This window comes from Mangrovibacterium diazotrophicum, from assembly GCF_003610535.1.
Taxonomy (GTDB): Bacteria; Bacteroidota; Bacteroidia; order Bacteroidales; family Prolixibacteraceae; genus Mangrovibacterium; species Mangrovibacterium diazotrophicum.
In genome coordinates, this window is sequence record NZ_RAPN01000006.1 from 131,496 (window position 1) to 146,886 (window position 15,391).

The 15,391-nt window shown below is 45.8% G+C and carries 7 protein-coding genes; 3 read left to right on the forward strand and 4 right to left on the reverse strand.

All coding sequences use genetic code 11. The features are described 5' to 3' along the window. Positions 1-75: 75 nt before the first annotated feature. Positions 76-3,324 (reverse strand): S41 family peptidase, encoded by a 3,249-nt coding sequence (locus tag BC643_RS22905; RefSeq protein ID WP_120275797.1) that lies wholly within the window; start codon positions 3,322-3,324, stop codon positions 76-78. A 216-nt stretch (positions 3,325-3,540) separates the two neighbouring features. Between BC643_RS22905 and BC643_RS22910 the strand changes: the two genes are divergently transcribed. Continuing rightward, entirely contained in the window at positions 3,541-4,164 is a 624-nt protein-coding gene (locus BC643_RS22910) for a histidine phosphatase family protein (protein WP_120275798.1), read from the forward strand. Positions 4,165-4,537: 373 nt separating this feature from the next. Continuing rightward, positions 4,538-6,505, forward strand: coding sequence for a M1 family metallopeptidase (locus BC643_RS22915; protein ID WP_120275800.1), 1,968 nt, complete (start codon positions 4,538-4,540; stop codon positions 6,503-6,505). A 58-nt stretch (positions 6,506-6,563) separates the two neighbouring features. Here the strand turns inward: BC643_RS22915 and BC643_RS22920 are convergent, their stop codons facing one another. After that, positions 6,564-7,724 (reverse strand): helix-turn-helix domain-containing protein, encoded by a 1,161-nt coding sequence (locus BC643_RS22920; RefSeq protein WP_120275801.1) that lies wholly within the window; start codon positions 7,722-7,724, stop codon positions 6,564-6,566. 216 nt (positions 7,725-7,940) lie between these two features. On the opposite strand from BC643_RS22920, the gene BC643_RS22925 reads away from it, so the two are divergent. After that, entirely contained in the window at positions 7,941-9,752 is a 1,812-nt protein-coding gene (locus BC643_RS22925) for a glycoside hydrolase family 2 protein (RefSeq protein WP_120275803.1), read from the forward strand. Positions 9,753-9,876: 124 nt separating this feature from the next. Here the strand turns inward: BC643_RS22925 and BC643_RS22930 are convergent, their stop codons facing one another. Both BC643_RS22930 and BC643_RS22935 read right to left on the reverse strand, forming a co-directional pair. Continuing rightward, complete coding sequence (locus tag BC643_RS22930; protein ID WP_120275804.1) at positions 9,877-11,976, reverse strand: RagB/SusD family nutrient uptake outer membrane protein; 2,100 nt, start codon at positions 11,974-11,976, stop codon at positions 9,877-9,879. A 36-nt stretch (positions 11,977-12,012) separates the two neighbouring features. Continuing rightward, on the reverse strand, positions 12,013-15,330 hold the full coding sequence (locus BC643_RS22935) for a TonB-dependent receptor (protein WP_211338179.1): 3,318 nt from the start codon (positions 15,328-15,330) through the stop codon (positions 12,013-12,015). Between the last annotated feature and the right edge of the window lie 61 nt (positions 15,331-15,391).

The window sequence follows — 15,391 nt, forward strand, 5'->3', positions numbered from 1 at the left end:
ACAATACCTTCAACCATGAAAAAGCAAGAGGGTATGACTCTCAGGCATACCCTCTTGCTATATGTAAAAAATCTCCTATTTCGTTTTATCCGGTGCTTCCGGAATGGCCGGTAACGGCTTGTATTCCGTTTTCACTTTTTCTTTAATCAGCTCAATGGCTTTGTTCAGCTGGGCATCGTTGCCCATGTATTCCTGATACGGGTCGTTATCCAAAACAATGTTCGGATCAACACCGTGCCCTTCAATGATCCATTTGCTTTCTTCCGAAGAATACGAAGCAAACTCAGGTTTGCGTAAATCAGCGCCATCCATAAACGGCAACGAGCCGCTGATACCGACAACACCTCCCCAGCTGCGGGTTCCGATAACCGTACCCAAGTTGTAATGTTTGAAACCATATGGGAACAAGTCACCGTCGGAAGCTGAATATTTATCAATCAGCAACACTTTCGGCCCCATCATCATTTTGGTTGGCACCGAAGTCGGGTGTTTGTAATTGCGACGTGTATTGGAACGCTGAACCTCGCGTTGCAGACGCTCCAAAATCATGGGCGACACATTACCACCACCATTTCCACGGTCGTCGATAATCAAGCCTTTTTTATTCAGCTGCGGATAGAATAAACGGGCAAACATGTTCAATCCATCAGGGCCCATATCGGGAATATGAATGTAGCCCACCTCGCCGTTGGTTGCTTTGTTTACTTTTTCAATGTTGGTTTGAATCCAGTTGTAATAGTACAATTCCGATTCGTCGGCAATTGGTTTCACCAACACCTGGCGGGCTCCATCTTCGCTTGCTTTGCTGTTCAAGCTCAACTCAACTTCTTTTCCGGCCAGGCCAACCAGCATTGAGTATACATCATTTGTGGTGGTTGTACTGATTCCGTTTACCGCCACAATGTAGTCACCCGCTTTGGCGTCAACACCAACTTCGGTCAGCGGCGAGCGCAGTTTTTCGTCCCAGTTGGCACCTTTCAGAATCTCGTCAATTTTGAAATAGCCCGACTTATCGGCACTGATTTTGGCTCCGAGCAAACCGGTTTTGATGCGCTTCGGCTCGGGACGTTCTCCACTCAACACGTAAGCGTGACCAACGTTCAGTTCGCCAATCAATTCACCAATCAGGTAAGTCAGGTCATCGCGATGACGCACGTAAGGAACCAGCACCGCATATTTGTCGTGCATGGCTTTCCAATCCAGCCCGTGCATATTCGACACGTAAAAGAAGTCGCGCATCTGGCGCCAGCTTTCATCGTAAATCTGTTTCCATTCTTTCTGGTAATCCACCCAAACATCCATGTTCGAGGTGTCCACCGTTTTATCAACTTTGACAGGCCCAACCGGCAACGAAATAATGGCATATTTACCTTTCTCGCGTACGATCATCTTCTTGTTATTAGACGTGATGCCATAGGTAAATTTGCCCAAATCGGTTTCTTTCTTGTCTTTCAGATCGTAAAGTTTGGTGGTAACTCCATGGTCGTATTGCGAATAGTACACGTTATCGCCAACCAGGTTGACATTGTAATAGTTTGATGCTTTAATCGGCAGCGACAGAATGCGCTCCTGGATACCGTCGAAGTCGATTTTTACGCTCTTATCATCCGATTTTTCCTCTTTACTGTCGTCCTTTTTCGCGTCCGACTTCTCCTCCTCTACTTTCACCGTGTCGTTCTCCAGGGCGAAAGGAGAAGGGGTATCTTTCGACAAAATAGCCAGGTAAACACGGGCCATGTCCGAGTAGGAATGGTCCCATTCTGTAGAACTGTAAGTTGGGTTGAAGTCGCGCTCCGATACAAAAACAATGTATTTGCCATCGGCCGAGAAGCGCGGCGAACCGCTGTCGTACCAGTTATCAGTCACGTCTTTAATCTCTTTCGAGTCGAGGTTGTAAACCGAAATCTTCGAAAAATCGTTGTCCGTCGGGTTGCTGAAAACAATCCATTTACTGTCGGGCGACCAATTATAAGCGCGAACCTGCCCCCACTCCGAATCAATCACATCCGTCACTTTCTTCGTTTCCACATCGACATAACGCAAGCGCAGTTTCCGGTCCGACCACATAATTTTCTTGCTGTCGGGCGACCAATCGATGCTGAACTTATAGGTATCCGCACCGCTTGTCAGCTGAATCGCTTTGGCGCCAATTTTCGCTTCTTTCATGTAAAGCTCAAATTCGCCGCTTTCGTCCGACAGGTAAGCCACATATTTTCCATCGGGCGACCAGGTTGCTTCGCGCTCATGCACTCCGGGCGTTTGCGTCAGGTTCAGAGTCAAGCCTTTTTCTGCCGGAACACTGAATACATCGCCACGGGCACTGAACAACAATCGCTCGGCGTCCGGCGACGCATCAGCATTGAAGATCTGCTTCGACGCATCTTTCCATTCGTTCCGGGCATAAATAAAATCGTTGTCAATGTAAACCGGAACTTTCACGGGCGTTTTGTCTTTCACGCTCATTTTGTAGATGTAGCCACCATTTTCGAACACGATTTGGTCGCCACCAATCGACGGGAACTTCACATCATAGGTATCAAAATTGGTTACCTTTTCCGTTGTTCCCGTTTTCGTGTTGTACACAAAAATATTCATCGTCCGATCACGATCCGAAAGGAAGAAGATCTCGTCGCCCGCCCACATCGGGAAAATATCCTGTGCGTCGTTATTGGTAATATTTTTAACTTCTTTCGTTTTGAAATCGAAGATCCACACATCATCGGCCATACCGCCTTTATAGTATTTCCAGGTACGGAATTCGCGGAAAACACGGTTGAATGCCAACTTCGACCCGTCGGGTGAATAGCTGCAGAAGCCACCTTCAGCCAAAGGCAATTCCTCCGAAAGTCCGCCCTCGGTTGAAACTTTAAACAGCTGCCCTTTGAATGAGTTAAAACTTTGCTTGCGCGAACGGTAAATGATTTCTTTACCATTGGGCGACCACCCCATCACAATGTTGTTTGGCCCCATGCGGTCCGAAACCAGGTCGCGCCCCAAAGTTGCGGTGTACGTCAATCGCTTGGGCGAGCCGCCTTCAGCTGGCATCGTAAAAACTTCGGTATTGCCGTCGTACTGTCCGGTAAAAGCAATTGTTTTCCCATCGGGCGAGATTTTGGCAAACATCTCGTAGCCAATATCCGAGGTCAGTTTGCGTGCTTTTCCGCCATCTGCCGGAACCGAATACAGGTCGCCTGCATACGAAAACACAATCTCGTTTCCCATTATGGCCGGAAAACGCAACAGACGTGCTTCCTGATCGGCTGCGCGCGTTGTACCGCACCAGGCCAGCAAGACCGTCATAAAAACTAAACACTGTTTGATCATAGGAATTTATTTAGCGATTAATAGAAATTCAACAGAAAGGTTGACGCTAATAGGTAGCGAAAAGCCTTAGAAATTACAGTTAAATAGTCGCGAAATCACATTAAATGAATGCAAAGAATCAACCCGAACAAATTAAAGAAGTGATTTGTTGGTCTGGTTTTTGCAATTTTGCACTGAAATCAAATTTCAGAAGTTAACACGAAACAAAAATAGACAATGATTGAATTTTGGCTGATCAGACATGGAGAGACCGTTGAGAACGCAGCAGGCATTTGCCAGGGACAAACCCCGGGAACCCTCAACGAGGATGGGATAGCACAGGCCAAAGCTTTAGGCGAGTACCTGAAAGAGGAAGAATTCGACTTCTACTATTCAAGCGATTTGCTTCGCACCATGAAGACAACGCAAGAAGTCACTAAATATCATCCCGAAAAGGAAATCATCCCGGAGCCACTTTTGCGCGAACGCTATTTGGCTGCCTGGCAAGGAAAACCTTTCCCGAAAAACTGGAAAGAACTGGATCTGCCCGAAGGCGCTGAAACAGCGGAGGATTTGATTGCCCGGGCCGAAGCATTCATCCAGCTAATTAAAGAAAAACACGACGGCAAAAAAGTTTTTGCCATGAGTCACGGAGGATTGATTCGTGCATTTTGGACCGTACTTCACGGCTTCGATCACGACTCGTATTACCACTGGGATGCGCCCAAAAATACCAGCATCAGCCGTTTTGAATTGAACGACGACGGTTCGGTGAAAGTAGTCGCCCGCAACCTGGCCGAGCATTTGGAAACTGTTCAACTGGAAGTGAAAGACAAAAGCCAAAACGGCTGGCAACTTTAAAAGATATTTTCAAATGAATTGTACAGAGGGTTTCACTCCAAGTGAAGCCCTCTGTCTTTTTAACATCGCCCACAAAAAAAGAGGCTGTCCAAAAAGTCGATACGAAGAAATTCAGACTTACAAATTGAAAGCTCTAGCTGATTTACCCCTCCAAACCTCCCCTAAAGGGGCGGCTTAAAGTCCCCTTCAGGGGATTTAGGGGTTATGTAGCCTGAACGGACTTACAATTTGATAGCTTTGAAAAAACTATTCAGACTTTTGGGACAGCCTCCTCAATTATTTTCAGTCACTTTTGTAATTCTGCAAGCGCTCCCGATACCTATTTGTCAACCATAAACGATTCAAACCATTTCAACCCTTAAACCCGCACCTCATGAAGCATTTGAATTACCTGATGACTTTTGTGTTGATTGTCTGCGCTGCGACCGGAATGGCGCAAAGCACCGAAGGATTTGACCAACACAAAGCGTTTAGTCCGAACCTGATGACTGCACCGGAATCGCCTTACCGGAGTGCCAGCGGAATTCCCGCAGCCAATTACTGGCAAAACAAGGCCGATTACCAAATTCAAGCAGAGCTGGACACGGTTGCCAACGCCATTACAGCCAAAGTGACGTTGACTTACACAAACAATAGCCCGGACGACCTGTCGTATCTGTGGCTCGAACTGGGCCAAAACCTGTTTCAGCAAGGTTCAATCGGAAGCTTCAGTCAAGGCGCTAAAACCGATGCCGGTGGTTTTCAATTTCAATCGGTGAAAATCGCAGACAAGAATGCCGACTACAATATCAACGACACCCGGATGCAAATCCGGTTGACTCAGCCAATCGCGGCCAAAGGCGGCAATGTTCAGGTCGTTTTTAACTACAGCTTTAAAATCAGCCCGACTCAATTCAGAACCGGTCTGGTGGAAACCCAAAACGGTAAGATTTACGACGTGGCGCAATGGTACCCGCGCATGTGCGTTTACGACGACATTCGCGGCTGGAACACGCTGCCCTACCAAGGCTCGGGTGAATTCTACTGCGAGTACGGCAACTTTCAATATGAAATCACTTTGCCGGCTGACCTGATTGTTGTTGGGTCGGGTGAAATGACCAACCCGGAAGAAGTGCTGACCCGCAAACAGCTTTCGCGCTTGAAGAAAGCTGCAGCCAGTGACGAAACACAGTTTATCATTACTCCGGAGGAAGTTGGCACCAAAGCAGCACGCCCCCAAAGTGAAGGCACAATGACCTGGAAATTCAGCATGACCAACAGCCGCGATGTGGCCTGGGCTGCATCGAAAGCCTACGTTTGGGACGCTGCCAAGGTAAACCTGCCGGAAGGAAAAACAGCGCTGGCCATGTCGGTTTACCCTGTTGAGAGCGTTGGCGATTCGGCCTGGACCCGCTCCACCGAATACCTGAAACATTCCATCGAGCATTTCTCTGCACGTTGGTTCCCCTACCCTTACCCGGTTGCCATTAACATTGCCGGCCCGGTGGGAGGCATGGAATACCCCGGCTTGTGCTTTTGCAGCTGGAAATTCAGCACGCCAAAGGTGACTTATTTTGTAACGGCTCACGAAATCGGGCACAACTGGTTCCCGATGATTGTCGGTTCCAACGAACGCCGCTACGCCTTTATCGACGAAGGTTTCAACACGTTCATCGACATTTATGCCCAAGAGGATTTTAACAACGGAGAGTTCGCCCCGAAACGCGACGGCGAGTATGACCCCGAAGCCAAAAATCCATCACGCGACCTGGTGCCATATATGACCAGCCCTGAGGCCGAAGCCATAATTAACCTGGCGGACGTTCTTCAGCAAAAATACGGACATACGCTCAGCTATTACAAGTCGGCGCATGGCTTGGTGATGGCCCGCGAGTACATCCTTGGCGCCGATCGTTTTGACTACGCTTTCCGCGAGTTCATCCGCCATTGGGCCTTTAAACACCCGGCACCAAACGACTTTTTCCGCGCGATGAATAACGCCACAGGTGAAGATCTGAACTGGTACTGGAACGCATGGTACTACCAAACATGGACGCTCGACCAAGCTGTGACTGCCGTTAGCTATGTGGAAAATGAACCCACGAAAGGATCGCAAATCACACTGGAAAACCTGCAACAAATGGTGATGCCGGTGAAACTAAAAATCAAGGAAGAAAACGGAAAGGAAACGATCGTGAAACTGCCGGTTGAAATCTGGCAGCGCGGCGGCAAATACACCTACAATTTTGCCTCAACCAGCCGAATTATTTCGGTTGATGTTGATCCGGAGATGGAATTGCCCGATGTTGACGACAGCAACAACCACTGGAAAGCTGCCGATCATTCGATTAGCCGAAAATAAAATACCAGATAATATTCTTTACCGAGGGTTTCACTCCAAGTGAAGCCCTCGGTCTTTTTTACCGGGCTTGAATCTCAGATACCAAAACCGGGCTTAGCCGCAAACTATTTCTCTCAATCCCGGTCGTCTCAAAAACAGCCGTGAAATTCGCAGCCCTACCTTCAAAATAGCGATCGGCAAAAGCCTGAAGTGAATCCTTGTTCGTGAAGTATTCAACTGTGGCTTTCACCCCAATATCGTGATCAGAAAAAAAGACAAAACGGGCATTGTTCTTGCCACCATCCATCCGACTGACAATCGCATATTCGGACACTAAACCCTCGGTAGATAAATTAAAATCTTTGGCCGCCTGCTGCGCAGCTCCCGCAAAATGAAGTTGGTTATTTTCAATCTTAAACTGTGGATTTCCCTCGTTAAACAAGCGGATAAACTTATTGTCATTTTTAATTGGCCCGACATAAATGGCATTCCCCAAAACGATATCGGAATAACTTGTACGGGTTGAAAAGCGAATCGCGAAATCGGCTTTGTTTCGCTGGAAAAGCTCCCCCAGCTCTTTTGCCGAAAAAGCGGCCATCTCTGTTGTATAGTAGTAATTGGCCGGCGTCACTTTGTTTTTCAACTCCGGATGGGCCTCCAGAAAAGTGTACAAATCGTCGAGGCTATTGATGCCGTAATCACGAAACCAGCCGTGATGCCCGGTTCCAACCTCTCCCATCAATCCGTACGAGTCGCCAATAATCAGGTTTGTCGCAGCCCCGTTTTTGAAGAAGTCTTTCCAGAATTTTGGGGCAGGATTGGGGCGGGTCTGCCAAAAGAAAATTCCCCACGAAAGAACCAGCGCTGCAATCAGGAAAACAGCCACGCGACGCCCGAAAGCCTGCGTTTCACTTTTGGGTGCTTTCGCCGGGATAAAATCAACCCGGTACTGTCCTTTCTCGATAACAATTCGCCACTCATCTTCCTTGCCTTCGCCGCTGTAATAGTTATCCAGCTTCTTTCGCAGGTTGTAGATGTTTACCCGAATCCGGGCATTACCGCTTTCCGAGTCAAATTTGTCCCCCAGCAAATCAACGCCGATGGTCATCTCCTTCAAATCGGTTCCGGCAATGGTTGCACTCACCAAATATTCGAGCAAAACGCTACTCGTTGGCGACTTCGAGAATGTTGATTGCGCCAAAACATGAGCCAGGATTTCTTTCTTTTGATTTGCGTCCAAATTAGTCAGGTGTTACGTTCAATTATCGTTAAGAATCATTATATCTGCAAATTAACCATCGACATTAACGGTTACAACTACCGTTAAACGGATGTTAAATCTCCAAATCTGCACTAAATTTAATTGCTTTAATGATCATTCTGAAATCCCGGAGAAGAATTCACACGAAACCGGGAGCAACAAACCGCATTTTAACTAATTAAACGAGTCAATAAAATGAAAACAACTTCCCTACTGATTCTCTTACTTTTTTGCCTTGGCCTGCAAGCGCAACCAAACTTTATCACCAATGTCGACCACCGAACAAATACCAGTTTAGGTGGAAAATGGAAATACATTATCGACCAATACAGCACGGGGGCGATCGGTTTTTCGCCATTGTACGAAAACAAAAGCCCAAAAGACAAAACCGACCGCGTGGAATACAGTTTCGACGACGCTCAAAGCCTTTGGGTGCCGGGATCGTGGAACTCTCAAAAAGACGAGCTCTACTACTATGAAGGCAGCATGTGGTTTCGCAAGACGTTCGATTATCAACCCAAATTGAAAAACTCGCGCGTGTTCATTTATGTTGGAGCAGCCAACTATAAAACCCAATATTCCTTCAACGGGAAAAAGCTGGGCGAGCACGAGGGCGGATTTACACCGTTCAGTTTTGAAGTAACCGACCTGATCCGCGAGAAAGACAATTTCGTGATTTTGGGCGTAAACAACCGCCGCGAACCCGACTACATTCCCGGCATGGTAACCGACTGGTACAACCACGGCGGCATTACCCGCGATGTGAAATTGATTGAAGTTCCGCAAACCTTTATCGACGATTTTACGGTTAGCTTGAATAAAGAAAGCCTGACTGCCAAAGAAAAGGCGATTGACGGGAATGTTGTCCTGAATGGGAAAGACTTCCCTGCAGATGCAACCGTCACCATTCCGGAACTGGGCATTAGCCAGACTGTAAAAATTGATGCGGAAGGAGAAGGAACATTCAGCCTGAAAACCAAAAAACTGGAACTTTGGAGTCCTGAAAATCCAAAGCTTTACACGATCAATATTTCGGCTGGTGAAGATCAATTGACTGACGAAGTTGGGTTCCGCACCATCGAAACAAAAGGCAAACAAATTTTATTGAACGGCCAGCCAATCTTCCTGCGTGGCATCTCCATCCACGATGAAAACCCGATTCGCCGGGATCGTGCAAATTCGGTGGATGATGCCAAATTGCTTCTGGGTTGGGCGAAAGAGTTGGGCTGTAATTTTGCCCGTCTGGCGCATTATCCGCACCAGGAAAACATGGTGCGCCAAGCCGACAAAATGGGCATCCTGCTTTGGGAAGAATTGCCGCTGTACTGGGGCATTGACTGGAAAAGCGACCAAGTTCTTGAAAATGCCAAACGTCAATATGCCGAAATCATCCACCGGGATAAAAACCGCGCAGCTACAATTATTTGGAGTATTGCGAACGAAACGAGCCCCGGCACTGACAGAAACAGATTCCTGGGAGCAGTGGCTGACTACGTGCGCGAGCTGGATTCGACCCGATTGCTGAGCGCTGCCTGCAAAAAAGACCTGGCAGTTGACGGCCATCCCGACAATGACTACCTGGTGAGCGACCCAATTGCAGAAAAGCTGGATGTCGTCAGTTTTAACGAATATATTGGCTGGTATGGTGGCGCGCCGGAAGAAAGCCGCAAAAAAACCTTCATTATTGCCTACGACAAACCAGTTATCATCAGCGAATTTGGCGGTGGCGCTATCCAGGGATTCCATGGCGACTCGACCACACGTTGGAGCGAAGAATACCAGGAATACATGTACAAGGAAAACATCGCCATGTTTGAGCGTGTACCGGGACTTTCGGGAATGACTCCCTGGATATTGGTCGATTTTCAATCGCCGCTGCGACAATTACCCAATGTGCAGGATGGGTGGAACCGCAAGGGATTGGTATCGGAAACAGGGCAAAAGAAGAAAGCTTTCTACGTTTTGCAGGAATACTATAAGACCAAACAAACAGCAGCACGTAAATAATTCACACCTAACGGAAACAGAAAACGAAAAAGGGATGAAACACGCTTGTTTCATCCCTTTGTAACTAACTAAACTAAACTACTACTACACAATCCTCCATGAAGGACTGTTTATTTTTATCGGATTAATATCCGGGGTTTTGCCATGCTTCTTTTTGAGCTTCGGTCAAGTTTGAACCATCATCATTCAACAAACCATCGATGAATGTTTGTGGTATTGGACGAAGCTCATGCTTACCCGCCGTGATGTTCGGCGCAGCTTCCGCGTTGAATGCTTTAGCGCGTGTAATCAGAGTTCCTGTTCTGGACAAGGTTTCCCAACGCTGCCATTCACCTAACAATTCACGGCTACGTTCGTCCAAAATAAAGTTCAGTGCACGCTCGTAATCACTTGATGCGCCAATTGCAGTCATAATTGCTTCATCTTCGTCCGGCAAAACAGAAGGGAAACTAGTCAGTTCCAAACTTGAAGCTTCAGTTGTAACTTCCAAATCCGGGTTCGACAGGTAATATGTGTTCATATTCAGGTTTGAATAGATGTACTTCTCTGCAGAACTTCCTGTGTTCAATGAGTTGTTTTCAAAAGCTTGAGATCCATCGCTGTAATACGAACGGTTTTCACCTGATTTCCATTCAGCACGAGCACGAACAACGTTTATGTCAGCCATTGCACTTGAATAGTTTCCAAGACGTACATAGCATTCTGCACGAACTAAGAAAGTTTCAGCCAAACGAGCCATTGTTACATCTCGGTGAGCATCGCCTTTTTCTGCCGTACGAGATCCATCGTCTGTCTTGTTGATACCTGCAAAGAAGTTACAGATCGGCTGGCTTGTAAAACTAGATGCTACATATTCGCCGTTTTGATACAGAACCAATGAGTTTGGTACCCATTGTCCAGTTTCAGCAGTCAATGAACCTGAAGTTTCAGTTTGACGAGAGCCTACGGTCCATTCCGGCAAACGACCAGCGTCATCAGTCCAGTTTGGCGCTTGTTTAGATGCACCGAATGTGTAACTATCGTAAGTGTGATCGTCTTTTGTATTCAAAATCATTACGATACCGGGATCACCAGCCTCAATACCGGCAGTAGCATCAGCAACGTTGTTAACACCATAGACGGTTTTGAAGGTTTTCCACATACGAGCGTCATTTACGTGGTCGTATACTTCGTAAGAATACTCGGTAGGACGACAACGTTGGAAGTCCATACCACCGATCCAAACACCACGTTTCACCCAACTTCCGGAGAAGTTTGAAAACTGGGGAGTGAAATAGTTGTAAGTACGGTTTCCAAAACGGCCTGATGTTGATGAATCGGCGTTGTGTCCGGCAGCCATCAAAATTTCATCCAATTGTTCAATATCGCAATCTACGCCAGTCCAGTTGGCATATAGATCGCTGTAATTATCAGTCAGTTTACCGCCACGAGCAGTAATGGCATAAGAACAAGCATCAATTGCTTCTTCCAAGTCTGATTGCTTATATGAACTATTCCAGTCATCGCACCGTTCCGAAGCACGGAACAACAATGCTTTGGCCAGGAAGTGAGCGGCAGTAGCTTTTGTCCAGGTGATCCCTTTTCCATAAGTATAAACTTCACCTTCGAAATAGTCATAAGCATTACGCAAATCCGAGATCACCTGAGCCCAACATTCTTCTTCTGTTGAACGCGTAAAGTTACGAACAACCCCCGATGCCGGTTCTGTTTGCAGAACAACACCGCCATACTGTGCTGTCAAGCGATAATAGTTGTAACCACGCAGAAAATAAGCGTGAGCTAAACAACGATTCCGAACATCTTCATCATCAATTTTATCGGCATTCGCGATAATTGTGTTACAGGATGCAATACCGTAGTACATTTCGTTCCAAAGAGCATTAGGTGATGTTGCGTTACCATTGGCTGCCCCTGTTGATGTAGTTGCACCAATCGGTCCCAAACGACTATCATAAGTGTTCCACATTTCGTTGGTCAGGTCATTCGCATTGGTAAATTCATCAGTTCCGTAGAGCGTAATACCGTAAGCCCATTCATACCCAAAATGCCATCGAATGTTTCCGTAAAGCGAAACAGTCAATGCTTCAAGCCCTTCAGCAGTTTCAAAATACTCGGTAGAATATTTTGTCGTTAATTCTTCGTCCAGAAAATCCTTTGAACATGAGCCCATTGATAAAGCCACGACTGCCAAAAGACCAATTCCTATATTTTTTATCTTATTCATTTGTACTTCCTTTAATTGTTATAACTCCCAATTCCATTATAATCCGACTTCGAGACCGAAAACAAAGCTACGGTTGTAGTAAGTGTGGCTTACGTCAAAATCGTACCAATCAACCGATGAATAAATGCTACCCGGATTAACGGCTTGTCCGTAAACTTTTATGTTTCCTACTCCAATTTTCGAACAAATCGCTTTCGGGAAGTTATACCCTAACGAAATATTACGAATTTTAACGAATGCTGCATTTTTGTATCCAAGCAGACTTGAAAAATCATCTCCTGAACCGGATGTAGCCTGTCCCAAAATAGGCTTTTGGAATTCAGCATCTGTATTGTCCGGAGTCCAGTAGTCAACCTTTGTTTGGTTAGCGTGAGCAGTTAAAGATTGTCCTCCCAACGATTTCATATAACCCATTCTAGAGTACATCGTAATTCCCAATTCCAATCCTTTAAAACTGAACGTGTTATTCCACCCCATTGTCCAACGAGGAGTTGTATTTCCCAAAATAACAAGATCGTTGTCATCCATCAAATAATCACCATTTTGATCTTTTGGACGAACATTACCTGGCGTAAAATCGTATCCATTGTCGTTCCACAAAGCCATTTCAGCCAAGTCTTCTTCTGTGTTTTGCCAGATTCCGCTGTTGTCATATCCGTAGTAAACGCCAATTGATTCGCCAATGAACCAGGAGTTGTCCACCATGTCATTCTTTCCGTAAGCCAGTTCTTCAATTTCATCTTTTTGCCATGCGACGTTGAAATTGGAATCCCAAGTAAATCCACTCTGTGTTTCAACTGGAATGAAGCTCAACGTCAATTCAACCCCACGGTTATTTGTTTTACCCACGTTAGCATAGGTTGAAGAGTAACCTGTTAATGTTGGGATAGTCATTTCCATTAACAAATCACTTGTGTAAGAGCGATAAGCATCCAAGCTACCACTAATACGGCCATTAAATACGCTGAAGTCAACACCCAGGTTGTACTGTGTTGTTTTCTCCCAACCGAGATCAGAGTTTGCCATTGCCGTTCCTGACTTTGTATAGTAAGGCTCGTTGGTCGTATAACCTAATACGTTGTCCATACCATTGAAAGGAAGGTAAATCGCGGTGATATCTCCTTTCGTTGCATAAGCATCAACAGCTGAGTTACCTGTTGTTCCAAATCCTAAGCGTAGTTTCAAGTTATCCAACCAAGAAATATCTTTCATAAAATCTTCCTGAATAATACGCCATGCCAAGGCTGCTGACGGGAAAAAGTCCCACTTGTGTCCTTCTGCTAACTGCGAGGCACCATCCCAGCGACCGGAAACGGTCAACAGATAACGTTCATCGAAACCATAGTTCAAACGCACCATATATGAAGTCAACTGGCGTTCGGTCAATCCCGAAGACATTGATGCACTATAGTCTGAATTCGTAACATCAATTGATCCCATTGCATTCCATAAATATGAAGGTTTCGCAATGTTATAGGCACTCATTGATGAATTCTCAATATTCCATGAGGAAGCTGTTTGCAACAACGTAGCTCCAACTTTATGAATATCGTTAAAAGTTCGGTCAAAATTCACCATGTTATCCAAAGTCCACGAGAAATCACGACGGTTTTGCAAACGGGCATAACTTGTTCCATCACTACCATCTGAGTTTAACCGACGAACAGAAGATCCGTCGATATATGAACCTTCACGCCAGTGGCGGAAATCGGGACCGAAGTTGATTTTGTATGTTAAGCCTTCTGCTGGCTTCCACATTTTACCAAAGTCGAATGTAGCTGAGAAGTTACCCAGTGCACGCAAGGTTTGTGAACGTTGTGTACTTTTTGTCCACTCATCGATGATGTTATACATTCCGTTTTCACCCCCTGGGTTAATAACCATGTTGCCATCTTCATCATAAGGAACTGCAAAGTTATAAATTGCCTTTGCAGCGCCGTAAATCGCGTCCGGAACAGAAGAACTTGTACCTCCTAAAGTAGACATACCATAGTCCTGATCACTCCATGATACATTCATCGACGCATTCATATCAAACCAGTCAACCGGTTTCACATTTGTGCTCAATTTAGCTGTATAACGTTCGTACCACTGTCCTTTTTGAGTACCTTCATTTTTCAAATAACCAAATGATCCGTAAGCACGCATTTTTTCGGAACCGCCACTTGCACTCACTGTGTGCTCTTGTGTTACGCCCGTTTGAGTTACATAATCAGTCCAGTCAGTATTGGTCACTTTTGACGGATCCCAAACACCGCTGGCCCAACCCTTCGCAACGTTATTCCAGGAAGTATTATCATCCAAACCGTTTTCGAAAAGATCGTAGTCGTTTTCATAAGTTGGACTATAAGGACTAGCATATGTATCGGGATCTAAGTTGTAAGCAGCCCAGCGACGGAAGTTAATAAACTCAGAAGCGCTCATTGAAGGCGCACGGTCTACAATGTTGGAGAGGGTAACTGTACCTGAGTAATTCAGGCTGAACTGCCCAGCTTTACCTTGCTTCGTGGTAACAATGATAACACCATTCGCACCACGTGAACCATAGATCGCTGTGGCTGAAGCATCTTTCAATACATCAATCGACTCAATATCACGCGGGTTCAATGTTTCAATTGCTGAAGCAGACATCAAAGGCACACCATCAACAACATACAAAGGTGAATTACTGGCAGACAATGAACGGTTACCACGAATACGAATAGAACCGACAGTACCAGGACGTTCATTTGAAGTAATATCAACACCAGCTGCTTTACCTTGCAATGCTTCAAGTGCGTTATTTACCGGGCGGGCAGTCAGCTCGTCGGCCGATACGCTTACCATTGCACCGGTTACATCACTTTTCTTTTGAACACCGTAGCCGATTGCAACAACCTCTTCAATACCTATTGTTTCTTCTTCCAGAACAACATTGATTACTGATTTAGTAGCCGGAACTTCTGACAATTGCATACCAACAAACGAGAACACCAAAATATCGGTGCTTTTCGCTTCAATGGTATATTTTCCGTCAAAATCGGTGATCGTACCAGTTGTCGTTCCTTTTACCAAGACTGTTACCCCAGGAAGCGGACCACCACCAGCATCGGTAACAACACCGGTAATTTTTCCTTGCTGACTTTCTCCGACAACATTTTCGGCGTCCGGAGTAATGATAATCTGACGATCGATCACAGTGTATTTTACCGCTTCTCCCTTGAATATTTCATTCAGAACCGACTCGATAGTCTCATTTTCAGCATCAATATCGATAACTTTGTCTACGTTAACTAAATCGTTGTTATAAAGGAAAAGATAGTTTGTGCTATTCTCTATCCCTTTCAACGCTTCCTTGATTGTAGTTTTTCTCAAGTTTAGGGAAATCTTTGTGTTTTGTGAGTAGCTGCCTGAAGCAATACTGCTAAAAACCGCC